Consider the following 24,096-nt stretch of genomic DNA (forward strand, 5'->3'; position numbering starts at 1 on the left):
TCCGGAATATGGTCACGCCACGTCGAAGGCGGCCCGGACGAGCCGTTCGGTGTAGGCGGTCTTGGGGTTGGTGAGGACCTCGTCTACGGGCCCCTGTTCGACGATCTTGCCGTGCTGCATGACGATCACGCGGTGGCAGAGCGCCCGCACCACCTTGAGGTCGTGCGAGATGAAGAGATAGCTCAAGCCGCGCTCGTCCTGCAGCTTGCGCAGCAGGTCGATGATCTGCGCCTGGACGGAAAGATCGAGCGCCGATGTCGGCTCGTCGAGCAGGATGAATTCCGGCTCCAGTGCGATGGCCCGCGCGATCGCGATGCGCTGCCGCTGGCCGCCCGAAAATTCGTGCGGAAACCGCGACAGGATATCGCCGGGCATGCCGGCGCTGACCAGCGCCTCGCGCACCCGCTCGATCCGCTCGCGTCGTGTGGCCCCGATCCTGTTGACGACCAGCCCTTCCTCGATGATCTGGCCAATCGTCATGCGCGGGTTGAGCGAGGAGAACGGATCCTGGAAGACGATCTGCATGCGCGAGCGCAGCGGCCGCATCTCGGCGCGCGTGAGATACTGGATCGGCTGGCCATCGAAACGGATCTCGCCGCGCCTCGCGTCGAGCAGCCGAAGCAGCGCCTGGCCGAAAGTGGTCTTGCCGGAACCGGATTCGCCGACCAGGCCCAGCGTCTCGTGACGGCAAAGTTTGAGGTCGAGATCGTCGACCGCGACCAGCTCGCGCCAGTCCGGCTTCAGGAACGTGCCGTGCCGCAGCGTGAAACAGACGCGCACGCCGTTCGCCTCGAGGATCGTGCTGGACTTTTCGGGCAGCGGCTTCGGCCGGCCGTGTGGTTCGGATGCGAGCAGCCGCTTTGTGTAGGGATGCTGCGGATCGGTGAAGAGCCGCTCGGTGACGTTATGCTCGCGCATCTCGCCATGCTGCATGACATAGACATAGTCGGAGAATTTGCGCACGACGGTAAGATCGTGCGTGATTAGAACCACCGCCATCCGCATTTCTTTCTGCAGATTGCGGATCAGGTTGAGGATCTGCGCCTGGACGGTGACGTCGAGCGCGGTGGTCGGCTCGTCGGCGATCAGCACATCGGGCTCGTTGGCCAAAGCCATGGCGATCATGACGCGCTGCCGTTGGCCGCCGGAGAGCTGGTGCGGATACTGCTTGAGGCGTGCTTCGGGTTCGGGAATCTGGACATGCCGCAAAAGCTCGAGCGCTCGCGCCCAGGCCTCTTTGCGGCTCACCTTGCGGTGCACCCTGATCGCTTCGACGATCTGGCTGCCGACCGAATAGATCGGGTTGAGCGAGCTCATCGGCTCCTGGAAGATCATCGAGATACGGTTGCCGCGCAGCTTGCGCCGGGCGCTCTCGGCGAATTTCAGAATGTTCTGTCCGAGATAGTCGACGCTTGACCTCGGCGATACCGTTGCCCGCCGCGACAAGAGCCCCATGACGGTGCGCGCGGTCACCGATTTGCCGGAACCGGATTCGCCGACGATCGCGATCGTCTCGCCGCGATAGAGTTGGAACGAGACGTCCTTAACCGCCTCGACGATGCCGTGCTCGACCTTGAAGGCGACTTCGATGTTGCGGGCGTCGATGACCGGCTGGTCGTGGCGTCCGTCATGGTCGAGCCGGACGGCGGGTGCGAAGGGTTGGGCAAGCGCGATCGTCGTCATTCCTGCCACCTCAATAGGGATCGACGGCATCGCGCAGGCCGTCGCCCAGCGCGTTGAAGGCAAAGACGGTGACCAGCACGAAGCCGACCGGCGACAGGATCCAGGGATAGGTGCCGATGACCGAATAGGTCGCGGTGTCCTGCAGCATCAGTCCCCAGGAGATCAGCGGTGGCTTCACCGCGAAGCCGAGGAAGCCGAGGAAGGATTCCAGAAGCACCACCGTTGGGATCGCCAGCGTCACGGCGACGATCACGTGGCTCATCACATTGGGAAAGATGTGCTGGATGATGATGCGCCGATCGGTGGCGCCCACCGCCATGGCGGCGCGCACATAGTCGATGCGCGCCAGCGCCAGCGTCTTGCCGCGTACTTCGCGCGACATCTGCGCCCAGCCAAGCGCCGACATGACGATGATGACGAAGGCGAGAAAGACATTGGTCGGCGCGGTGACCGGGATCAGCGTCGTCAGCGCCAGGTAAAGCGGCAGTTGCGGGAAGGCGAGCACCAGTTCGACGAAGCGCTGCATCCAGACATCGAACCGGCCGCCGAAATAGCCGGACACCATGCCGACACTGGTTCCGATCACGGTGATTATGAAGACCACCGTCAGCGCGATCATCAGCGAGACGCGCGAACCATGGATGGCGCGCGACAGCACATCACGGCCGAACTTGTCGGTGCCGAGGAAATGCACCGGCTGGCCGTCCATCGAGCCGAAGAAATGCCGGTTCGCCGGGATGAGGCCGAAGAGTTTGTAGGGCGCGCCCTCGACGAAGAAGCCGAGCAGTCGTGGATGATCGTAATCGGGGCCGACGATCGGCTGGAAGGTCACCGGGTCGAGGTCGGTCGATTCGGCCAGCGCGTAAATTCTTGGCCGCGCGACGAAGTTGCCGTCCTTGTCGTGAAAGCTAGCCATCTGCGGCGGCGCGAAGGCGATATCGGTCGCTTTCGGGTCAAGAGGCGCGAGGAATTCCGCGAACAGGGTCATGAGAAGCAGCAGCACGACCAGGCATAGCCCGGCCATGCCGGTCCAGGAGCGCTTCAGCCGGCGCCAGACAAGCGCGATGTAGCTCTCGTTGCCATGCGCGGCCGGAATCGCGGCTCCTTCGGCGGGTGGCGGGGGTGAGGGATCGCGGGCCAGCATCTAGTGCTCCCCGAACTGGCGCACGCGGGGGTCGAGCAGGACCAGCAGCATGTCGGCGATGATGTTGCCGACGATCAGCGTCGCCGACAGAACCATCATGAAGGTTGCGGTCACATAGACATCGCCCACCGCCATCGAGCCCACGATCGCCGGCCCGACGGTCGGCAGCGCGAAGATGATCGCCGTCTCGATCTCGCCGGTCAGCATGTAGGGCAGCACCACGCCTTGATACATGACCAATGGATGCAGCGCATTGGGCACGGCATGGCGCATCACGACGGCGCCGCCAGTCAGGCCCTTGGCTTTGGCCGTCTCGACATATTGCGCGTTGAGCGTGTCGAGCAGGTTGCCGCGCATGACGCGCATATTGTAGGCGAGCCCGCCGAAGGTCGCGATCGCCACCACCGGCCAGACATGCTTGACCAGGTCGAGGAATTTTGCCCACGACCATGGCGCGCCGCCATATCGCGGCGAGAAGAAGCTGCCGATCTCCGACACGTTGAACTGGAAGACCAGCAGGTAGACGATGATCAGCGCCATCAGGAAGCGCGGCACCGTCATGCCGAGGAAGGAGATGGCCGAGAGCGTCGAGTCGATCCAGGAATACTGGCGGGTCGCCGCCCAAATGCCGAAGCTTATGCCCAGCACCGAGGCGAGCAGGTGGCAGACCAGCGCCAGGAGCAGCGTGCGCGGCAGGCGCTCGCCGACCACGTCCGCCACCGGCCTGTTGTAGTAGAGGCTGTAGCCGAAATCGCCGCGCGTGACGATGCCGCCGATCCAGTTGAGATACTGAACGGGCAGCGGCTTATCGAGGCCGTGTTCTTTCCGGTAGGCCTGGGCCTGTGCATCCGCCTCGGCATAGGAGGCGCCGCCCTGGTTGATGAGCTGCGATTTGATATAGTCGGCATAGTCGCCCGGCGGCGCCTGGATGATGGCGAAGGTGACCAGGCTCAAGATGGCGAGCACGGGAAGCGCCGACGCTATGCGCATGAGCAGGAATCGCAACATGGATGGTCGGCTTCCTTTGCTGGCCGGTCGCTCCCTGGGCGCTACCGGAGATTTGGCTTTGTCCGGCCGCGCCAGCTGGCGCGACCGGAGTTCTCTTCGTCAGGGAGGTTAACTAGTTCATCGGCCCCTTGTCTCCGGGCTTGCCGGGAAGCTCGTCGGGGAAGAGCTCATATTTCGCCTGTTTGTCGGCTGCGACGAAGACGCGTTCGCGGATGATCGAATCCTCGGCCCAGTTGAACATGAAGATCGGCGTTCCCTGCGGGATGTTGGAGAAGCGCTTGTTGACGATCAGCGCGCCGGGATATTCCGTCAGCCCGACATTGTAGACGTGCTCGGTCGAGATCTTCTGGAACTTCTTCATCAGGTCGGCGCGCTGGTCGTTGTCCTGCGTCGTGACGAACTTGTTCACGATGTCGACGAGGTCCTTCTCGAACGGCATCAGATCGACTTCGCCGCTTTCAGGCGCGCGATGGTTCCAACTGGTCTTGGGACCGACCGGAGCGAGTTGCTCCGTGTTCTGCACAACGGAGGTGAGCTCCTGGTCATTGCGCCGGATCAGCCAGTCGAAGCGGCCGGAATACTGGATCGCGTCGCGCTGCGTGCCGTTGACCCCGTTGAGCACGACCCTCAGCCCAAGCTTCTCCATCTGCGCCACGACGCCCTCGGCAAGGCTCTTGTCGGTGGTGTAGTCATTGTTGACCAGCATCACGATCTCGACGTTCTTGCCGCCGGCGGTGCCCGCCGGGAAGTTCACGAAGCCGTCGCCGTCGGTATCCTTGAGACCGGCCTTGGCGAGCTCGGCCTTGGCCCCTTGGAGATCGAACGGGTAATAAACCGTCGACTTGCGGTCATAGAAGCTGGTGCCGGAGGAGAAGCCGCCGGGATAGATGGCGGTGAACGGTCCCTTGACCAGCGAGTCGCCGAGCGCCTTGCGGTCGATCGCCATGGTTACGGCCTTGCGGAAATCCTCGTTGCGGTTCAATTCGCGGATCGCTTGGCCTCGCTCGTCCGGGTTGCCCCAGCCATTGGCGGAAAAATTCATACGCAGATTGTAGCCGATGAGCCGCGGACCGAAGGCAAGCCGTGCCGGCGCGTTCTTGTCAGCCGCGCGCTTCAGCGAGGCGACGAAGTTCTCGGGCTGCTCGAGATTGGAGAAGTCGCCCGAGCCTGCGACGGCCTGGACGTCGCGATCTGCCCAGGTCGAGAGCTTGTATTGCAGCTCGTTGAGATAAGGCAGTTGGTTCCCCTTCTCGTCGACCTTCCAGTAGTAAGGATTGCGCCGCATGACGATGATGTCGTCCGGGCGGTATTCGACCGGCACCCAGGCGCCCATCACCGGCATGTTCATGTATTCCGGCGGGAAGGCGTTCTTGAACTGGTCGTAGGTGTTCTTCGAATATTTCGGATGCTGCGGCTTCAAAATGTGCGCCGGGCCGGGGCAGAAGGTGCCGTAGGCCATCGCATAGAGATATTGCCTCGGAAACGCTTCCTTGAACGTCCATTCGACGGTGTAGTCGTCGATCTTCTTGAGCGTCGTGCCGACGCCGAAGGTTTCGGGCGTCGCCCCGTTGAGCGGCGACACGTTGGGGTCGACGACCTCGTCGTCCCAGTAGAACATGACGTCGTCGGCGTTGAAGGGCACGCCGTCCGACCATTTGGCGCCTTCGACGAGATGCATGGTCAGCTTGTGGCCGTCTTTCGACCATTCCCAGCTCTTGGCGAGGTTCGGCAGCGGCTCGGTGTCCTTTGCGTCGACCTGGAACAGCGGCGCGGTGCGTGTCAGACATTCGGAAAGCGCGATGTCGATGCCGCCCCAGCCTTGCGTCTGGCCGGCACCGTAGTTCCAGCCTTCCGGCCTGCCGCCGATGACATGGCGCATCGTGTCACCATAGACGCCGATGCCGTCCGGCATGTTGGCGGTCTTGAAGACCAGCGGTTCCTTGGGCAGCCTGTCCTTGAGCGGCGGCAGCTTGCCGGTCTTGACGTATTTCTCCGTCACCCAGTCCGGCTCGTGGTATTCGGGCAGCGCCTTGAACTCCAGGATGGAGTCGCGCGCCACAGAATGGATCTTGCCTTCGGCCGGGAATGTCGCCGGCTCCGGCGGGATCGTCGGTTCCGAAGCGAAAGCGGTGAGCGCCGGAATAGAAACGCCGAGCACCAGTCCGGCGGCAATGCCAATTCTGTGTAAGTTCCTCATTGTCTCCTCCCAGATGTTTTGAACGTCTGCTGCTTGCCCGCCGCTCGATCTTTATTTTGAGGGCCGTTTCGGCGGTCTGCCTCCTGCAGGTCCGCCTGCCCGAAATCTCAGCCGGCCTGTTTCAGTGCCGCCTTTTCGGCGCGCAGTTCATCGATCGAGCGGACGTTGCGCCGCGCCGCGCCCGCCCATTCGCGGGTCTTGACCTTCGACTTCGCAAGCCGCTCCTTTGCCGCCGGCACGGCGTCGGCATATTGCGGCAGCCAGGCGGCCTGGGCGACGACCATCTCGTCCACCATCTGCCAGACCTCCTCCGGCGTCGACACCGCGCCGACCAGCGGATCGTGCAGCATGGCGAGCTTCAAGAGATCGATGTCGCCGGCGATCGCGGCATGCACCGACATGCGCTGGACGTTGATCGATGACATGCAGGTGGCGGCGCATGGCTCGGGCAGCGTGATGCCGGCGGCCATGTTGATGCCGAACCGATCGACGAAGCCGGGCGACTCGATGATGGCGTCCTGCGGCAGGTTGGTGATCACGCCGTTGTTCTTGACGTTGAAATGGCCGCGATAGACGCGGTTGGTTTCCAGCGCCTCGAGGATGTGGCTGGCATGCTCGTTGGAGCGCCTCGCCGGGTCGATCGGCTTCGAAGCCGCTTCGAGGAACTGTGGATACTCGGTCTCGAACCAATTGCGGGTCTCGGTCGAGTAGCGGAGATAACCGCCGGTCTCGCCATGGATCCAGTCCGACATGTCGATCCAGCGTGTGATCTCGTCGGGGCGCTTGCGGTACCAGGGCAGGTATTCGGACAGATGCCCGTTGCTTTCGGTCGAATAGACGCCGAAGCGCTTCAGCACGTCGATGCGCAGCTTCTCCTGCTTCGAATAGACCGGATGCGCTTCGAAGGCGGCGACCAGCTCGTCCTTGCCGATCGCGCGGCCGTTCAGCCTGAGCTCGATGAACCAGGTCTGGTGGTTGATGCCGGAGCAGACATAGTCGAGCTCCCTGGGCGACTTCGCGCCGAGCACCTCGGCGATCTGTTCGGCGCCGTGCTGCACGCCGTGGCAGAGCCCGACCGTGTCGACCTTGCCGTATTCGATCGCGGCCCAGGTGTTCATCGCCATCGGGTTGGCGTAGTTCAGGAACTTGGCGTCGGTCTCGGCGACCTCGCGGATGTCCTTGCAAAAGTCGAGGATCACCGGGATGTTGCGCTGGCCGTAGAGGATGCCGCCGGCGCAGATCGTGTCGCCGACGCATTGGTCGATGCCGTATTTCAGCGGGATGCGGATGTCGTCGGCATAGGCTTCGAGGCCGCCGACGCGCACGCAGCTGATGATGTAGCGCGCGCCTTCAAGCGCCTTGCGGCGGTCGGTCGTCGCCGTCACTTTGGTGGGCAGCCCGTTTGCTTCCACGATCCGATCGAGAATCGCCTGGATCATCCCGAGATTGTGCTCGCTGATGTCGGTCAGCGCGAATTCGATGTCCTTGAATTCGGGCACGCAGAGAATGTCGGTGAACAGCTTCTTGGTGAAGCCGACGCTGCCGGCGCCAATAATAGCGATTTTGAAGCTCATCACCTTCACCTCGATCCAATCGAATGTTAGGCAAGGAGCAGCAAGGGAGGATATGGCCGCGCGCCGGCAGGCGCGCTCGCCATGTGGAGCCCGAAATCCGGCTCTTTCTCCTCCCGCCCGCTCCTCGACCGCGGGTCTTTCCCGTTCTTGAGTGAGCCGGATTATGCGCTTATTCGCTGGCGCGGCCAGAGAAGGATTATGCTTTCGAGGGTAATTTTGTGCTGCAGGATCTGGTTGCCAATGGAAAGCTGATGCGCACGATTTCGCTGCCGCGCGGGCGCCAGCGCCTGCATGCCATGCCGACCAGCACCGGCTACGAGGTGCGTGAGGACGAGACTTACGACTGGGACGGGCGAAAGCGCGGCCAGACCCCGTTTACCGTGCTCCAGCATACGATCAGCGGCACTGGGCAATTGCGCTATGAAAGCCGCAATTACCGCCTGCAGGCGAACGATACGCTGCTGGTGCTGGTGCCGCACAACCATCGCTACTGGCTGGCCAAGGGCGACCGCTGGGAATATTTCTGGATATCGATGAACGGCGAGGAGGCGCTGCGCGTCCACAAGTCGATCCTCAGCGTCTCAGGTCCCGTGTTCCGGCTGCAGCCAGCGACCATCGATCACCTTGCCGATTGCAGCCTGCGCCTCATCAAGGGCGCCGCCTCGCCGGGCGCGGCCTCGGCAATCGCCTATGAGGCGGCGATGGCGCTTTACGACGATGTCTTCGGCTCGCACGCCTTCGCCGAGAAGCAGAGCGCCATGCAGCCGGTCATCGATCACATCAACTCCAATCTCGACAAGCCGCTGCCGGTGGCGGAGCTGGTCGAAATCAGCGGCCTCAGCCGCGCCCATTTCTCGCGCTGCTTCGCCGAGAGCGAAGGATTGCCGCCGGCCGAATTCGTCCTGCAGCAGCGGCTGCAGCGCGCCGCCAAGTTGCTGACCAAGGCCGATTTCCTGCCGGTCAAGGAAGTCGCTGTTCTGTGCGGTTTCGACGACCCCAACTATTTTTCCAAGGTGTTTCGCCGCTGCTACGGCATCACGCCCACACAGTTCCGCACCACCGGCATGTATGCCAGCCTGGGCAATCATCGTTGACGCTGCCGTTGACTATTGCCTGCGGTGGTCGAGCGTCGTCGATGCAGTGCTGACCGGATCGGCGGCCGCGAAGGCGGCGTCGAGCTGTTCGGGCGTGCGCTGTCCGGCTCGTTTCCAGGCGACATATTGCACGATGCCGAAGTTCGGGCGCTGCGGCACGGTCTTGACCACCGGCATTCGGAATCCGTCGCGGAATTTCTCCCAGCGCGCGCCGAGCACCGCGACCATTTCCTCGATGGTCGGCGGCGTCGCCACATCGGCATAGGTGATGGTGACCTTGCCGGCGAGGCCCGCTTCGCGCGGGATCGGCACCGGGATCGAGGCGAGGTAATCCGCCGGCACGTCGATCAAGCCGCCAAAGGCCCATTGCTGGCGCAACGCATCGGCTTTCATCGGCGCGACGCTGACGTCGATGTCGTTGGGCGTGCCCGGCACGCGATAGGGGCAGCTGAAGCGGCCGCAATTCGCCTTTGCCGCGAACTGCCAGAGCGCGTAACCCTGCCAGTTGCCCATCGGGAAATGCACGTCGATGTCCGGCTTGTAGCGCGCATACCAGAGCGGCAGCCGCGACAACAGCCGGTAGGTGTAACGGTTGTCGGCGATGTACTGGGCGGTCTTGCCGTTCGAGTAGAGCACCGGGAAGCGACCGAGGCGGCGATGCACCTGGCGCACGAATTCTTCCGCGTCCTCGAGCGACATCCATTGCGCGGGATCGATGCCCTCGATGTCGAGGGCAATGAGATCGTCCGGCGCCGGCTCGGCGAAATCGATGAAATTGTTGGCCTGCTCGACCGGATTGCCGGGGCGGGCGAGGTGATAGGCGCCCCATTTCAGGCCGAGCGCCTTCGCCACCACCCTGCGTGTCTGGAAAAGCTCGCGCGTCACCGCATGGCGCTTCCACAGCGCCTTGCAGAGCTTCACCTCAGTTTCGTCGCCGAAGCAGAAATAGGGCGGCGGCAGCCCGTCGGACGCCTTGTTGATGAAGCCGACGATGCGTTTGTCGGTGGCGAGCTCAGCCCAGTCGATGGAGTTATATTCGTAGGCGTCGATCACCAGCGCGCGGTCGAGATTCTTCCACGGCTCGGAGAAATCCGAGGCCTTTGCCGCCGTGCCCAGCGCAACCGCAGCCGCGAGAAGCGCCAGGCGGCGAAGAGGGCGCGCCGGCTTTTTCAATCAGGGTGTCCCCACTGACCAGAGGACGATCCTGAACCGCTATGGTTAAGGAAGTGCTGTCAACCCGCGAGCTGTTCAGCGCCGGAACAGCGACTGAACCTCTCCGGCCGTGGACGACGAAGTCTACGCTTGCAAAATCCGCGTGTTTGACGTTTACGTAAAAAGAAGGACGCAGGCCAACCCCAAGTATGGATGGCCTCGCTTCGGCTACGCGACTACGGTGGGCCGCACTGGAGGAGAAGCAGGCACAATGTATCGCGCACCGGTCGAGGACATCGCCTTCACGCTGAAGCAGGTAGCCGGCCTGAAGCCGGCGCTGGATGCCGGCACCTTCGGCGATCTGGGCGAGGACCTTGTCGACGCGATCCTGGCCGAGGCCGGGCGCTTCGCCAGCGAGGAGGTTGCGCCGCTCTACAAGATCGGCGACGAGCATGGCGCGGTGTTGAAGGGCGCTTCTGTCACCACACCGCCCGGCTGGAAGGAGCTTTACCGGCGCTGGATCGAAGGCGGCTGGAACGCGCTGTCCGGGCCGGCCGAATATGGCGGCCAGGGCTTGCCGACCATGCTAGCCGTCGCCGCGCTCGAAATGTGGAACTCCGCCGCCATGGCCTTCGGCATCGGCCCGACGCTCACCATGGGCGCGGTCGAGGCGCTCGACAAGCACGCCTCCGAGGCGCTCAAGGCCAAATACCTGGCGAAGCTCGTCTCGGGCGAGTGGATGGGCACGATGAACCTGACCGAGCCGCAGGCGGGCTCGGACCTCGCCGCTTTGCGCACCCGTGCCGAGCCTGCCGGCGACGGCACCTACCGCATCTTCGGCCAGAAGATATTCATCACCTATGGCGAGCACGATTTCACCGACAACATCGTGCATCTGGTGCTGGCTAGGCTGCCCGACGCGCCCGCCGGCACGCGCGGCATCTCGCTCTTCCTGGTGCCGAAGTTCCTGGTCGATGACGATGGCTCGCTCGGCGCCCGCAACGACGTCTTCTGTTCCGGCCTCGAGCACAAGCTCGGCATCCACGCTTCGCCGACCTGCACCATGATCTATGGCGACGGTTTTGCGGGCATGACGCCCGGCGCCATCGGCTGGCTGATCGGCGAGGAGAACAAGGGGTTGGCCTGCATGTTCACGATGATGAACAACGCTCGTCTCGCGGTGGGCATGCAGGGCGTTGCAGTGGCCGAAACCGCCACGCAGAAGGCGATCGCCTATGCCAATGAGCGCCGGCAGGGCAAGGCATCTGATTATTCAGGGTCCGGCATGGCGCCGATCGTCCATCACCCGGACGTGCAGCGCAATCTTCTCACTATGCAGGCGCTGACGCAGATCGCGCGTGCTATCGCCTATACCTGTGCGCACGCCATCGACCGTGCCCGTGTCGCCGAGGGCGAGGCCGCCGCCAACTGGCGCGACCGCGCCAATCTCTTGACGCCGCTGGCAAAAGCCTTTTCGACCGATGTCGGCGTCGAGGTCGCTTCGCTGGGGATCCAGGTGCATGGCGGCATGGGCTTCATCGAGGAGACGGGCGCGGCGGCGCTCTATCGCGACGCCCGCATCGCGCCGATCTATGAAGGCACCAACGGCATCCAGGCCATCGACCTCGTCTCGCGAAAATTGCCGCTCGGCGGCGGCGAGCACGTGCATCGCTATATCGGCGAATTGAAAGCGATGGCCGATGCGGTGCGCACCTCCAACATCGAGGGTTTCGGCCGCACCGCCGACAATCTCGATCGCGCGCTTGCCGATCTCGACGAGGCGACCCGCTTCTTGCAAAGGCTGATGGCCGACGGCAAGGCCGATGCCGCGATGGCTGGCGCCACGCCCTATCTGCGCCTGATGTCGCTCGCCGCGGGCGGCGCTTATCTGGCGCAGGGCGGCCTCGCCGACCGCGGCCGAGTCGCGCTTTGCCGCTTCTTTGCCGAAAACCTCCTAGGCGAGACGCGCGCGCTCAAGGAGCGCGTCATCGACGGCGCCGAAAGCCTCGCCGCCGCCGGCAAGGCCCTGATCGCCTGAACAGCCAGTCAGCCGAAGGAACCGATCGTGACCGACCATATCCTCATCGAGCGCCGGGGCGCCGTGCAGATCATCCGTATGAACCGGCCTGAGAAGAAGAACGCGCTGACCCGTGCCATGTACGCGAAAATGTCAGCCGCCCTTTCTGAAGGCGATGCCGACCCGGCGGTTCGCGTCCATGTCTTTCTCGGCGTGCCCGGTGCCTTTTCCGCCGGCAACGATCTTGCGGATTTCCTGGTGATCGCCACCGGCGGCGAGGGCGGCAACGAGGTGTGGGATTTCCTGATGGCGCTGGCCAAGGCGGAGAAGCCGATGGTCTCGGGTGTCGATGGCATAGCGGTAGGCATCGGCACCACGCTCAATCTGCATTGCGACCTGACCTTCGCCACGCCGCGAACGCTCTTCCGCACGCCCTTCGTCGACCTCGGCCTCGTGCCCGAGGCCGGCTCCAGCTTGCTCGCGCCGCAGGTCCTCGGCCGCCAGGGCGCCTTCGCGCTGCTCGGTCTCGGCGAAGGTTTTTCGGCTGAGCGCGCCAAGGCCGCCGGCCTGATCTACGATGTGGTCGCGGAAGACGAGCTGGAAGGCGCGGTGCTGGCTGCGGCGGCCGAGATCGCCGCCAAGCCGCCGCAGGCGCTTAAGATTGCCCGCGATCTGATGCGTGAGCCGCGCAAGGAAATCGTCGCCCGCATCAAGGTCGAGAGCGAGCATTTCCGCGAGCGGCTGAAGTCCGACGAGGCGCGCGCGGCGTTGACCGCCTTCATGACCCGCAAGAAAGGCTGAACTCTTCGCTCTCGGCGATCAGGGGTAAAGCCGCGTCTTGTCCCAGCCGCCGGCGTCGTTTCTCGAGAACACGATGCGGTCATGCAGCCGGAACGGGCGGTCGTGCCAGAACTCGATCGTCTGCGGCAGGATGCGGAAGCCCGACCAGTGTTTCGGCCGCGGGATTTCGCCGATCGCATAGCGCGCCGTGTATTCGGCCACCGCCTTTTCCAGCGCGAAGCGGCTTTCCAGCGGCCGCGACTGTTTCGAGGCCCAGGCGCCGATGCGGCTGCCGCGCGGCCGCGTCGCATAATAGGCGTCGGCCTCGGCGTCGCTGACGATCTCCACCGGCCCGCGCACGCGCACCTGGCGGCGCAGCGATTTCCAGTGGAAGCACATCGCCGCCTTCATGCTGCCAAGAATCTCGCGGCCCTTGGCGCTCTCGAAATTCGTGTAGAAGACAAATCCCCTTTCGTCGAACCCCTTGAGCAGCACCATCCGCACATCCGGCATGCCGTCGGCGTCGACGGTTGCCAACGCAACGCCGTTGGGGTCGTTGATCTCGCTCTTGACGGCGTCGTCCAGCCACTCGGCAAACAGCCGGAACGGCTCCAAAGCCTCGGCGAAGTCACCGCTTGTTAACTCACTTTCGTTCATAGTTTTCCAAATTTTTAACGTTGCGGGAGGAGTTCGCCGATTGTCGCGTATCGCGCAAGCTTTTGACAGCGGGCAATGGAGCGTTATTGCTTCGGCCAGCGCCAAGGCTGCGTTGCTGACATTGGCGCTTCCGCTCGCGGCCTGTGGCGCCGGCGGCTTCAGCCTCGAGAAGGCGGAGGTTGACCGCTCGATCATCACCTCCAGCGCGCCGTCCGCGCCCGCCGTGCCGGCAAGCAGCGACAACGACTCGGACCAGACCACGATCGGCAATGCGGTGTCTTCCGCCGACATCCAGGAGCTCGGCGGCCAGGCGGTGCCATGGGCCAATGCCGGCACCGGCTCCCGCGGCTCGATCACCGAGCTGGTGGAACTCAAGGATGGCGGCTTGACCTGCCGCCGCTTCAACGCGACGCGGGAAAGTTTCGACGGCGTCGCCATGTATCAGGGCGAGCTGTGCATTGCCGACGCCGGAGGCTGGCGCATGCAGGAGTTCAAGGCGCTCTAATTTCAGTCTCCATTGGCATCTTGCACCACTGGAATTTCTTCCTATGCGAGCGCATATAGAGGGCAACTGTGGACCCAATCTCTCTTTCAGGCAGGAAGCATGCGCGACCCCTATGAGGTGCTGGGCGTTGCCAAGAACGCCTCGGCCAAGGAAATAAAATCGGCGTACCGCAAGCTCGCCAAGCAGCATCATCCGGACCAGAATCCGAATGATCCGAAGGCGAAAGAGCGTTTTGCGGCCGCCAACCAGGCCTATGAGATCGTCGGCGACGAGAAGCGCCGCGCAGCTTACGATCGCGGCGAGATCGACGCCGACGGCAAGCCGAGATTCCAGGGCTTCGAGGGCGCGGCCGGTGGCGATCCGTTTGCCGGATTCCGCCGTCAGCAGGGCCCCGGCGGGGCGCATTTCGAATTCCGCACCGGTCGTCCGGGCGGCGATCCTTTCGACGGCAACAGCGACATCTTCAGCCAGATCTTCGGCGAGGCCTTTTCGGGTGGGCGCGGTCCAGGCCGTGGCGACCGTCGCCAGCCGGTCCAGGCGCCTGACCTAAATGTCACGCTGGACATCACCGTCGAAGAGGCGGCCACCGCGGAGAAGGTGACGGCGATGTTCCCTGACGGCCGCAAGATGGCGGTCAAGCTTCCCACCTATGTCGAGGAGGGCCAGACCATCCGCCTGAAGGGTCAGGGCGAGCAGGGGCCCGGCCAGCCGGGCGACGCGCTGGTCAAGATCCACATTCGCCGCCATCCGCGCTATCGCATCGAGGGCCGCGACCTGCATGTCGACCTGCCTATCGAACTCGCCGACGCGGTGCTCGGCGCCAAGGTGGCCGTCGAGACGCCGACCGGCAAGCTCGCGGTCAACGTTCCCGCATGGTCGAGCTCGGACAAGGTGTTGCGCCTGAAGGGCAGGGGCCTGCCGGAAAAAGTAGGTGGCCACGGCGATCTCTACGCCCATGTGCGGCTGATGCTGCCGGAGGGTGGAGACGCCGATCTCGAAGCCCTGATGCGTAAGCGGAAAGGCTGATCGAAGCAGTTTTCTCCTCAAGCCAGTCTGTTTTCGACGCTTGAAGGGGCCCTGTGCCTGTGCGATAGGGCTCCACAAAGCAGACATTCTTGCGGAGAATTGCGCACATGGCGGGTGGACAGGGCCTGATGGCCGGTAAGCGAGGCCTCATCCTTGGCGTCGCAAACAATCGGTCGATCGCTTTCGGCATCGCCAAGGCTTGCGTCGATCACGGCGCCGAAATCGCGCTGACCTATCAGGGCGAGGCGTTCAAGAAGCGCGTCGAGCCGCTGGCGGCGGAACTCAACGCGCATGTCGCCGGCCATTGCGACGTGACCGATCCGGAAAGCCTGGACGCAGTCTTTGCCGACATCGCCAAGCACTGGGGCAAGCTCGACTTCCTCGTCCATGCCATCGCCTTCTCGGACAAGGACGAGCTGACCGGCCGTTATGTCGAGACGACGCGCGATAATTTCCTGCGCACCATGGATATTTCGGTGTTTTCCTTCACCACCATCGCCAAGCGCGCCGAGCCGCTGATGAGCGAAGGCGGCTCGCTGCTGACGCTGACCTATTACGGCGCCGAGAAGGTTATGCCTCACTACAACGTCATGGGCGTCGCCAAGGCGGCGCTCGAGGCCAGCGTGCGCTATCTCGCCGTCGACCTCGGCGCCAAGAAGATCCGCGTCAACGCCATCTCGGCCGGCCCGATCAAGACCCTTGCCGCCTCCGGCATCGGCGACTTCCGCTACATCCTCAAATGGAACGAGTACAACGCGCCGCTTAAGCAGACGGTGACGCAAGAAGAGGTCGGCGATTCCGGCGTCTACTTCCTGTCGGACCTGTCGCGCGGCGTGACCGGCGAGGTCCATCACGTCGATTCCGGCTACCATGTCGTCGGCATGAAGGCGGTCGACGCGCCCGACATCTCGACCGTCAAGGACTAGTTCTCTCCGCCTGTCTATTCGTCCAGGCCCTGGCCCGACCTCCGGAGACCTGATGTATCCGCTCGTCTACATCGCGCGCCACGGCCAGACGCAGTGGAACGCCGAGGGTCGGCTGCAAGGCCAGGCGGATACCGATATCAACGAACTTGGCCGCGAGCAGGCGACGCAAAACGGCCGACGGTTGGCGGACCTTATCGGAAACGCTGCGGATTTCGACTTTGTCGCCAGCCCGATGCGGCGCACGCGCGAGACGATGGAGCTGATGCGCGCGGCGATGGGTCTCGACCCGCTCGCCTATCGCACCGATCCGCGCTTGGTGGAGCTAAGCTTCGGCGACTGGCAGGGTTTCACCTTTGCCGAACTCGAAAAGCGTGTCCCGGGTTCGACCAAAAGCCGCCGCGCTGCGAAGTGGGATTTCCAGCCGCCCGGCGAGGGCGCCGAAAGCTACGAGATGCTGCTCGAGCGGATAAAACCCTGGTTCGACGCGCTTCGCCAGCCGACCGTCTGCGTCACCCATGGCGGGATCATGCGCTGCTTCTTCCGCTTCGTCACCGGCATTTCCAAGCAGGAAGCCGCCAGCCTCGACGTACCGCAGGACCGCCTGCTACGGCTCGAGGGCCGCACCCTGGAGTGGCTGTAGGGCCTGCGTTTCAGGCCGTGTGTTGGAGGTCGGCCGAAGGCCTCGAACGTCGCCATCCCGGAATCTGCGTTTGCGTCGCTGCGCCCCTTACTTCGCTCCAGGATGACGAAGCGTTGGGCGCTCGGACTATTGGCAAAGGTGTCCTCTACCAACGTACTGCTACCAACGTACTGCGCCGTCCGCCAAGACCTCGCGGCGCAGATGATCCTAGTCGCTGTCCGGCAGCTGCATATCGGTCACGACATTCTCGCCATTGGTCACGTCGTAGGCGAGGACGATATCCATGCCGGGCTTCAGCGCGTCGAGATCGGTTTCGGCGTTGAGCTTGTAGGACTTTCCGTCGTCCAGCGTCAGCGTCAGCGTGTCCTTGTCGACCTTCTTGATCAAGCCTTCGGTCTGGCCGGCGAACGCGGCAGCGGTGGAAATGAGCAACATGGCGCAGGCGGCGCCAATCAGGGTACGCATCGTCGTCCTCTTTGGTCATTGCGCCGGCATGAGCAACGGCGGATCCTCAACGGCGGATGGAAGAGAGCAGAAACCAACCGAATGTGTCAAAACTAAATCCTCCAGATCACAGATTGATGCATCCGATCACCGTTTGACCGCTGTGGAAAACGCCAATAGAAGGCACGCTTGAACCGGCGAACCGGGTCCGCGCCGGGCAGGGCGTTTTTTCCATGTCTCACAACACCTTCGGCCATCTTTTCCGCGTCACCACCTGGGGTGAAAGCCATGGCGCCGCTCTTGGCTGCGTTGTCGACGGCTGCCCGCCCGGGATCCGCTTCAAGCGCGAGGACATCCAGGCCGAGCTCGACCGGCGCCGCCCGGGCCAGTCGCGCTTCGTCACCCAGCGCCGCGAGCCGGACGAGGTCAAGATCCTCTCCGGCTTCATCCTCGACGAGGACGGCGAGACGATGATCACCACCGGCACGCCGATCTCGATGCTGATCGAGAATGTCGATCAGCGCTCCAAGGACTACGGCGAGATCGCGCGCCAGTACCGGCCGGGCCATGCCGATTACACCTATGAGATCAAATACGGGTTGCGCGACCATCGCGGCGGCGGCCGCTCCTCGGCGCGCGAGACGGCAGCCAGAGTGGCGGCCGGCGCGCTGGCACGCAAGGTGGTGCCGGGCATGGTGGTGCGCGGCGCCCTGGTCTCGATGGGTGAAAAGTCGATCGATCGCGCCAATTGGAACTGGAATTTCATCGGCGATGCGGAAAACCCGTTTTTCACCCCTGACCCGGCCTCGGTTCCGGTCTTTGCCGCCTATCTCGACGGCATTCGCAAGGCCGGCTCGTCGGTCGGCGCGGTGATCGAGATCGTCGCCGAAGGTGTGCCGGCGGGCCTCGGCGCGCCGATCTATGCCAAGCTCGACCAGGACATCGCCTCCGGCCTGATGTCGATCAACGCCGTCAAGGGCGTCGAGATCGGCAACGGCTTCGAAGCCGCCCGCATCACCGGCGAAGAGAATGCCGACGAGATGCGGATCGGCAATGACGGCAAGCCGGTGTTTTTGTCCAACAATGCCGGCGGCATCCTCGGCGGCATCTCGACCGGCCAGGCGATCGTGGCCCGCTTCGCCGTCAAGCCGACCTCCTCGATCCTGACACCGCGGAAATCGATCGACAAGGACGGCAAGGATGTCGAGGTCATGACCAAGGGCCGCCACGATCCTTGCGTCGGCATCCGCGCCGTGCCGATCGGCGAAGCCATGGTTGCCTGCGCGATTGCGGATCATTATCTGCGGCATAGAGGACAGACGGGAAGGCAGTAAGGCAGTAGGTGAGTATGTTACGTCGCATTCGGCGACGCCAAACTTTTTCCTTTTCCCTACTCCCTTACTGCCCTATTCCCCAAGCGAGCTAGCGAGCGTCCATGCCATACGACCAGAAGAAGATCGTCGAAGCGATCCGCGCTTTCGAGCGCGGCGAGATCGTCGTCGTCATGGACGATGACGGGCGCGAGAACGAGGGCGACCTGATCGTTGCCGCCGTGCACTGCACGCCGGAAAAGATGGCCTTCATCGTCCGCAACACCTCCGGCATCGTCTGCACGCCGATGCTGCGCGAGGACGCAAGGCGGCTGAACCTTGCGCCCATGGTGGCCGACAATGATTCCGCCCACACCACGGCTTTTACCGTCAGCGTCGACTTCAAGCACGGCACCACGACGGGTATTTCGGCGGACGACCGCACGCTCACCGTGCGTAACCTCGCCAATGGCAATGTTGGTGCCTCCGACTTCGTGCGGCCCGGCCACATCTTCCCCCTGATCGCGCGCGAAGGCGGTGTCTTGATGCGCTCGGGCCATACGGAAGCCGCTGTCGACCTGTGCAAGCTCGCCGGGCTGCCGCCGATCGGCGTCATCTCCGAACTGGTCAACGACGACGGCACCGTCAAGCGTGGACCTGAGGTGCAGGCTTTCGCCGCGCAGCACGGGCTGAAGCAGGTTTCGGTCGCCGATCTCATCGCCTATCGCCAGCGCAAAGAAACGCTGGTCGAGCGCGTCGCCTGCTCCGACATCGAGACGCCCGGCGGCAAGGCGCAGGTCTTCACCTACACGCTGCCCTGGGATTCCATGCACCATGTCGCGGTCGTCTTTGGCGACATCCGCGACGGCGAGGAGGTGCCGGTGCGGCTGCATTCGGAAGACGTCGTCACCGACGTCTTCGGCACCAGCCACCGCTTGGACCACATCATGGAGGCGATGGGCGAGCGCAAGCGTGGCGTCATCGTCTACCTGCGCGAAGGCTCGGTCGGCGTCGCCCATCAGGAGCGCAAACGGCCCCAGAGCGGCGACCGCGAGGATCACGAAGAGGCGCGCCGGCGCGAGAACGAGTGGCGCGAGATCGGGCTCGGAGCGCAGATCCTCAAGGATCTCGGCATTTCCTCGATCAACCTGATCGCCTCGCGCGAGCGCCACTATGTCGGGCTCGAAGGATTCGGCATTCACATCGCCAAGACGGAAATTCTCTGACGTTTCGGCCGACAGGCGGCGGAGAAAAACGATGGCCGCGCCATTGCCTCTCAGCCAGCAGACCGAACGACTGCTGCTACGCCGGCCCAAACAGGCGGATCTGGAGTTTCTGGCCGATCTTTTCTCGCGCCCCGAACTGGTGGCGCATCGCCCCGACCCGACGCCGGACACGCCGCAGCAGAGTGCCGCAAGGCTCGCTCGCGACATCGATCATTGGGACAGGCACGGATTTGGTCGCTGGGCGGTCGAAGCCAACGAGAGGCTGATCGGCTTCGGCGGTGTCACCTTATCGAGCGATTTCGATGGGCTGAACCTGTCCTATCATCTTCACCCCGAGACCTGGGGGCATGGCTACGCGACGGAACTGGTCCGGGGGAGCTTGCACGCGGCTTTCGGCCCCTTGCGCGCCGATCGGGTGATCGCACTGGCGCGTCCCGCCAATCCCGCATCGCGGCGCGTGCTGGAGAAATGCGGCTTCGTCTTCGAGCGAGAGATCATGCTCCATGGCGCGCCGACGGGGCTTTACGCAGTCCCGGCGGCGAAGTTCGTTCCAAAGCAGGACATATAGCCAGCCAGAGCCGGATGCATCGGTATCATCCAGCCGGAACAATCGCCGCTTCGCATTCATCCGGAGCGCAGTCCGGCGTCGCCAGCCGACACTGGCCGGCGAGCACGGTGACCAAAGCGACTGAGCCTGCCGCCACCGACACCCAGAACCCGTTCTGCGGTCCAAAAGTGTCGACCATCCAGCCGGCGGCGAAGGAGCCCAGCGCCATGCCGATGCCGATCCCGGTGGTCACCCAGGTCACGCCTTCCGTGAGCATTGCCGGCGGCACGTGGCGTTCGATCAGTCCAAAGGCGGTGATGAAGGTCGGCGAGATGGCAACGCCGCTGACGAACACGGCAAGCGCCAGCGTCGGCACCGTGTCGGCAAAAAGCAGTGGCAGAGTGGTAAGCGCGATGACGGCGACCGCTATCGCGAGTTGGCGTTGCAGCGGCGTGCGCAGGCTGAGCGCGCCGACGATGATGCCGAGCACGAAGGATCCCAGTGCATAGACGCCGATGACGAGGCTGGCTGCTTCGGGCTGGCCGAGCTCTTCGGTAATGGCAACGGTGGTGACTTCCGTGGTTGCGAAGGTCGCGCCGACAAAGATCAGCGCGAAGGTGATGATCTGCACCGGCCGCAGGCGGATCGCCGAGCCGGCCGCGCCATCCTCGGCCGGGCGAATGGGCGGTTCCGTCGAACGCTGCAGCAGGAATGCCGCCGAGCCGAAGGCGAGCAGCAAGGTGCTCACCACCATCCCGGCTTCCGGGAACAGCGCGGCGCTCAAGCCCACCGACAGCGAAGCCCCAGCGACATAGACCAGCTCGTCCGCGGCCGATTCGAAGGCGAAGGCCGTATTGAGCTCGGGGCGGTCGCGAAAAATCTCGGTCCAGCGCGCCCTGACCAGCGCCGGGATGCTGGGCATTAACGCGGCAAGCAGCGCGGATAGGAACAAGGTCCACACCGGCCAGTGCTGGTTGGCCGAGACGATCAAGGTTGCGAAGGCAAGCGCCGAGACAAGTGTCGTCGGCACGGCAATCCGGCTCTGGCCGAGGCGGTCGACCAGCCGCGAGACCTGCGGCGACAGGAAGGCGTTGACCAAAGCGTATGTGGCCGAGACGGCGCCGGCCAGCCAGTATTCGCCATGCGTTTGCGACAGCATCGCCACAATACCGATCGGCGCCATGGCGATCGGCAGCCGGGCGATGAAGGCTGCCGCGGCGAAGCTCTTCGTGCCAGGAGCCCGAAAGATTTCCGAATATGGGTTTCGCATGGTCCCGTTCCTCGACAAGGGAAGGCGCCGCAGTTACATACGCAGCGTATGAATGTCAGATAGTTCATACGTCGCGTATGTCAATTAGCATACGACGCGTATGTGAATAAGGCCAGGAGCCATGCACAAACCCCGCAAGGAGATGATCGCCGAGACGCGCGCCAAGCTGATCGCGGCTGCGCGCCATGCCTTCGGCACGATCGGCTATGCCGAGGCCTCGATGGACGATTTCACCGCTTCGGCGGGTCTGACGCGCGGCGCGCTCTATCATCATTTCGGCGACAAGAAGGGGCTGCTGCAGGCGGTGATCGCCGAGATTGACGCCGAGATGGCGGCGCGGGTGAACGAGGTGGCCTCGCGGGCGCCTACTCGCTGGCAGCATTTCGTCGACGAATGCACCACCTATATCGAGATGGCGCTTGAGCCGGAAATCCAGCGCATCATGTTCAGGGACGGCCCGGCCGTGCTCGGCGATCCGGCTCAGTGGCCCAACGCCAGCGCCTGCACGGCTTCAATGACCGATCACCTGTCAAAGCTGCAGGAGGAGGGCGTCGTCGTTCCCGATCTCGATCCCGAGACCGCAGCGCGGCTCATCAACGGCGCCAGTAGCCAGGCCTCGCAGCGCATCGCCAATGCCAAGGATCCGGAAGCGACGTCGAAGAAGGTTGTGGCGGCGTTCAAGCAGCTGCTGGAAGGCCTGAAAACCAAATAGCATCCGGTCGCGGCGTTCCGGGCAATCACTCGGGTCCGCGCTGCCTCAGACAATTGTCCCCCGCTCAAAATCCCTCCGACATTGACTTTGGCAGGAGCGAGCGCATCCTCTCCCGCCAATTCTCTGAGGCGGAGGGTCGGGGCCATGTGGGACTTCAGCATCGGGCGGTCGGTGTCCATCATGATGCGGACGTGGCCGTTCATCGTCTTTCGCATCATCGTCTATTTCGGCATCACGGTGGCCTACATAACAGCGACCGGCACCGGCGCCAGCGTCGGTTACGGCGTCGGCCACATCTCGACCGATCCGGACGGGCCGATGTCCTTTGCCTTGTGGGGTGGGGTGGTCGGCTTCGGCGTGGTCTCGATCGCCGTCTACTGGATCCGCGAATACATTCTCTATGTGCTCAAGGCAGGCCATATCGCCGTCATGGTCCATCTGATCGACGGGCAGGACGTTCCCGACGGCCAGGGCCAGATCGCCTATGCGCGCGAAGTGGTGACGAAGCGCTTCGCCGAGGCCAACATCCTTTTCGTCGTCGACCAGCTGGTGAAAGGCGCCATCCGCGCCATCACAGGGCTGATCGGCGGCATTGCTGCGTTCCTACCAATTCCAGGCTTGAGCGGTCTGGTGAGCTTCATCAACACCGTCATCCGCCTGTCGCTGACTTATGTCGACGAGATCATCCTCGGCTACAACATCCGCACCCATTCCAACTCGCCTTTCGAGACCGCCAGGCAAGGCGTCGTGCTCTATGCGCAGAACGGCAAGTTGATGGTCAAGAACGCCGTCTGGCTGGCGGTGATCATGTGGGGTGTTTCCTTCGTCATCTTCCTTTTGATGCTGCCGCCCGCCGCCGCGATTCTCTGGGCCATGCCGGGCCAGCTTGCCGGCTGGGCCTTCGTGTTGGCCATCGTCTTCGCCTGGGCCTTCAAGGCGGCTTTCATCGAGCCCTTCGCCGTCGCTTCGCTGATGCAGGTCTACTTCGCCACCATCGAGGGCCAGGTCCCCAATCCGGAATGGGACCGGCGCCTGGCCGAAGCCTCGTCCAAGTTCAGGGAATTGCGCGACAAGGCGCTCAGCCCCTTCGGCGGCTCGCGCTGGGATTCGCCAAGGACCGCTTGAGCAGCAGCCCCGGCCACGAAGGCCGCCTGATCACGGCTTCGCCCCTTCACGGGAACCAAGGCGAGCGATCGCCGATTTGAGCGGCGCCTCGCCGGCGCCGCAAAAGGTCTCGCTCATCACCAGCTCGGGCAGCGGCAGGCGCTTGCCCCAGCCATGCGCTTCGAGGTCGGGCCTCGGCGCGAATTCCGAGACGCGGCCGACGCAGAGATAGGCGATCGGCGTGACGTGCTCGGGGATCGACAGCAGTCGCTTCAGCGCTTCGGGCTCGATGATGCTCACCCAGCCGACCCCGACGCCTTCCGCCCGCGCCGCGAGCCAGAAATTCTGCACCGCGCAGACGGTGCTGTAGAGGTCCATCTCCGGATTGTGCCAGCGCCCGAGCGGCGAGTTCTTCGAGCGCTGGCGGTCGCAGGTGATGCACAGGTTGAGCGCGCTTTCGCAGATGCCCTCGAGCTTCAGCTTGCGGTAGAGCGCCCGCCGCTCCACCTCGATCGCCGGCAGTTCCTGTTCGCGCGCGGCCAAAAACAGGTCGCGCACCTGCCGCCGCCTTGTGGCGTCCCGGATGATGATGAAGTTCCAGGGCTGCATGTAGCCGACCGACGGCGCGTGGTGTGCCGCGGTGAGCAGCCGCGCCAAAACGCTGTCGTCGAGATCGTCGGCAAGGAAATGGCTGCGCACGTCGCGCCGGGTGAACATGGCTCGGTAGACGGCGTCGCGCGCCAATTGGTCAAAGTCATCGCCGCCGGCGGCGGCTGTTCGTGCCTGCATCGCTTGTCCCCTTGCGATAAGCAGTCCTCCGCCTGACCATGCGGATGACCATGTCTGCCGGGCCGGTCTTCTGGCTCGGGATCGACCCGCATCCGGCGCCTTCCCGTCTGGGACAGTGGCGTTTGCCGGCGCGGTCCCCCTCACAGCGTTGGGCACGCCACGGATTTCAACCGTGTTCCCGATTCTCCCGCGTTGCGGGCACCAGGCAGCGACGCGACCTTATCGCGAAGCCGAAGCCGGGCCAATGCCGCCAGCGACACGATTGGGCGCGATTTCCCCAATCATTCGGCG

22 protein-coding genes and 1 riboswitch are annotated in these 24,096 nt (G+C 63.9%); of the genes, 12 read left to right on the forward strand and 10 right to left on the reverse strand.

The annotated features are described in order from the left end of the window. Window positions 1-12 precede the first annotated feature (12 nt). The 5 genes from CK218_RS05350 to CK218_RS05370 form a co-directional block, all read right to left on the reverse strand. Window positions 13-1,683, reverse strand: coding sequence for an ABC transporter ATP-binding protein (locus tag CK218_RS05350; RefSeq protein WP_095827086.1), 1,671 nt, complete (start codon window positions 1,681-1,683; stop codon window positions 13-15). Between the two features lie 10 nt (window positions 1,684-1,693). Continuing rightward, window positions 1,694-2,827, reverse strand: coding sequence for an ABC transporter permease (locus tag CK218_RS05355; protein ID WP_095827087.1), 1,134 nt, complete (start codon window positions 2,825-2,827; stop codon window positions 1,694-1,696). After that, window positions 2,828-3,835 carry an ABC transporter permease gene (locus CK218_RS05360; protein ID WP_066998120.1) on the reverse strand — a complete coding sequence of 336 codons (1,008 nt, stop codon included), beginning with the start codon at window positions 3,833-3,835 and terminating at the stop codon, window positions 2,828-2,830. Between the two features lie 112 nt (window positions 3,836-3,947). Beyond that, window positions 3,948-6,032, reverse strand: a complete 2,085-nt coding sequence (locus CK218_RS05365) for an ABC transporter substrate-binding protein (RefSeq protein ID WP_095827088.1) — start codon at window positions 6,030-6,032, stop codon at window positions 3,948-3,950. Between the two features lie 107 nt (window positions 6,033-6,139). After that, on the reverse strand, window positions 6,140-7,606 hold the full coding sequence (locus tag CK218_RS05370) for an alpha-glucosidase/alpha-galactosidase (protein WP_095827089.1): 1,467 nt from the start codon (window positions 7,604-7,606) through the stop codon (window positions 6,140-6,142). 251 nt (window positions 7,607-7,857) lie between these two features. Between CK218_RS05370 and CK218_RS05375 the strand changes: the two genes are divergently transcribed. Then, entirely contained in the window at window positions 7,858-8,700 is an 843-nt protein-coding gene (locus CK218_RS05375) for an AraC family transcriptional regulator (RefSeq protein WP_095827225.1), read from the forward strand. 12 nt (window positions 8,701-8,712) lie between these two features. On the opposite strand, the gene CK218_RS05380 is transcribed toward CK218_RS05375, so the two are convergent. Further along, window positions 8,713-9,873 (reverse strand): glycoside hydrolase family 25 protein, encoded by a 1,161-nt coding sequence (locus CK218_RS05380; RefSeq protein ID WP_066998101.1) that lies wholly within the window; start codon window positions 9,871-9,873, stop codon window positions 8,713-8,715. A gap of 250 nt (window positions 9,874-10,123) precedes the next feature. Between CK218_RS05380 and CK218_RS05385 the strand changes: the two genes are divergently transcribed. Together CK218_RS05385 and CK218_RS05390 are read left to right on the forward strand one after the other, a co-directional pair. Continuing rightward, on the forward strand, window positions 10,124-11,890 hold the full coding sequence (locus CK218_RS05385; protein ID WP_095827090.1) for an acyl-CoA dehydrogenase family protein: 1,767 nt from the start codon (window positions 10,124-10,126) through the stop codon (window positions 11,888-11,890). A 27-nt stretch (window positions 11,891-11,917) separates the two neighbouring features. Then, a complete protein-coding gene (locus CK218_RS05390; RefSeq protein WP_095827091.1) occupies window positions 11,918-12,670 on the forward strand; it encodes a crotonase/enoyl-CoA hydratase family protein in 753 nt (250 codons plus the stop codon). 18 nt (window positions 12,671-12,688) lie between these two features. On the opposite strand, the gene pdxH is transcribed toward CK218_RS05390, so the two are convergent. Further along, complete coding sequence (gene pdxH / locus CK218_RS05395; protein WP_067327835.1) at window positions 12,689-13,306, reverse strand: pyridoxamine 5'-phosphate oxidase; 618 nt, start codon at window positions 13,304-13,306, stop codon at window positions 12,689-12,691. 40 nt (window positions 13,307-13,346) lie between these two features. On the opposite strand from pdxH, the gene CK218_RS05400 reads away from it, so the two are divergent. From CK218_RS05400 to CK218_RS05415, 4 genes are all read left to right on the forward strand, one after another. Continuing rightward, on the forward strand, window positions 13,347-13,811 hold the full coding sequence (locus CK218_RS05400) for an RT0821/Lpp0805 family surface protein (RefSeq protein WP_067327836.1): 465 nt from the start codon (window positions 13,347-13,349) through the stop codon (window positions 13,809-13,811). Between the two features lie 99 nt (window positions 13,812-13,910). After that, a complete protein-coding gene (locus CK218_RS05405; RefSeq protein ID WP_066998086.1) occupies window positions 13,911-14,837 on the forward strand; it encodes a DnaJ C-terminal domain-containing protein in 927 nt (308 codons plus the stop codon). A 107-nt stretch (window positions 14,838-14,944) separates the two neighbouring features. Continuing rightward, window positions 14,945-15,763, forward strand: a complete 819-nt coding sequence (gene fabI / locus CK218_RS05410) for an enoyl-ACP reductase FabI (protein ID WP_059186698.1) — start codon at window positions 14,945-14,947, stop codon at window positions 15,761-15,763. 52 nt (window positions 15,764-15,815) lie between these two features. Then, window positions 15,816-16,403: a histidine phosphatase family protein gene (locus tag CK218_RS05415; protein ID WP_095800309.1), complete on the forward strand. Its 588-nt coding sequence runs from the start codon at window positions 15,816-15,818 to the stop codon at window positions 16,401-16,403. A 207-nt stretch (window positions 16,404-16,610) separates the two neighbouring features. On the opposite strand, the gene CK218_RS05420 is transcribed toward CK218_RS05415, so the two are convergent. Beyond that, the gene (locus CK218_RS05420) at window positions 16,611-16,868 is read right to left on the reverse strand and encodes a DUF1344 domain-containing protein (RefSeq protein ID WP_066998075.1); all 258 of its coding nucleotides are present in this window, start codon (window positions 16,866-16,868) and stop codon (window positions 16,611-16,613) included. A gap of 212 nt (window positions 16,869-17,080) precedes the next feature. On the opposite strand from CK218_RS05420, the gene aroC reads away from it, so the two are divergent. The 3 genes from aroC (at window position 17,081) to CK218_RS05435 (ending at window position 19,951) form a co-directional block, all read left to right on the forward strand. After that, a complete protein-coding gene (gene aroC / locus CK218_RS05425) occupies window positions 17,081-18,181 on the forward strand; it encodes a chorismate synthase (RefSeq protein WP_066998072.1) in 1,101 nt (366 codons plus the stop codon). A gap of 101 nt (window positions 18,182-18,282) precedes the next feature. Further along, window positions 18,283-19,383 carry a 3,4-dihydroxy-2-butanone-4-phosphate synthase gene (gene ribB / locus CK218_RS05430; RefSeq protein ID WP_095777998.1) on the forward strand — a complete coding sequence of 367 codons (1,101 nt, stop codon included), beginning with the start codon at window positions 18,283-18,285 and terminating at the stop codon, window positions 19,381-19,383. A 31-nt stretch (window positions 19,384-19,414) separates the two neighbouring features. Further along, window positions 19,415-19,951 carry a GNAT family N-acetyltransferase gene (locus CK218_RS05435; RefSeq protein WP_095781717.1) on the forward strand — a complete coding sequence of 179 codons (537 nt, stop codon included), beginning with the start codon at window positions 19,415-19,417 and terminating at the stop codon, window positions 19,949-19,951. 25 nt (window positions 19,952-19,976) lie between these two features. Here the strand turns inward: CK218_RS05435 and CK218_RS05440 are convergent, their stop codons facing one another. Beyond that, complete coding sequence (locus CK218_RS05440) at window positions 19,977-21,200, reverse strand: MFS transporter (RefSeq protein ID WP_095827092.1); 1,224 nt, start codon at window positions 21,198-21,200, stop codon at window positions 19,977-19,979. Window positions 21,201-21,321: 121 nt separating this feature from the next. Here CK218_RS05440 and CK218_RS05445 point away from each other — a divergent pair, with 121 nt between their 5' ends. Next, complete coding sequence (locus CK218_RS05445) at window positions 21,322-21,912, forward strand: TetR/AcrR family transcriptional regulator (RefSeq protein WP_066998060.1); 591 nt, start codon at window positions 21,322-21,324, stop codon at window positions 21,910-21,912. Between the two features lie 144 nt (window positions 21,913-22,056). After that, window positions 22,057-23,037 (forward strand): hypothetical protein, encoded by a 981-nt coding sequence (locus CK218_RS05450; protein WP_095827093.1) that lies wholly within the window; start codon window positions 22,057-22,059, stop codon window positions 23,035-23,037. A 30-nt stretch (window positions 23,038-23,067) separates the two neighbouring features. Here CK218_RS05450 and bluB read toward each other — a convergent pair whose 3' ends face one another. Further along, window positions 23,068-23,805 (reverse strand): 5,6-dimethylbenzimidazole synthase, encoded by a 738-nt coding sequence (bluB, locus tag CK218_RS05455; protein WP_095777994.1) that lies wholly within the window; start codon window positions 23,803-23,805, stop codon window positions 23,068-23,070. A gap of 42 nt (window positions 23,806-23,847) precedes the next feature. Continuing rightward, window positions 23,848-24,026, reverse strand: a riboswitch (cobalamin riboswitch). Window positions 24,027-24,096: the final 70 nt, after the last annotated feature.

It is taken from the genome of Mesorhizobium sp. WSM3879, from assembly GCF_002294915.1.
Classification (GTDB): Bacteria; Pseudomonadota; Alphaproteobacteria; order Rhizobiales; family Rhizobiaceae; genus Mesorhizobium.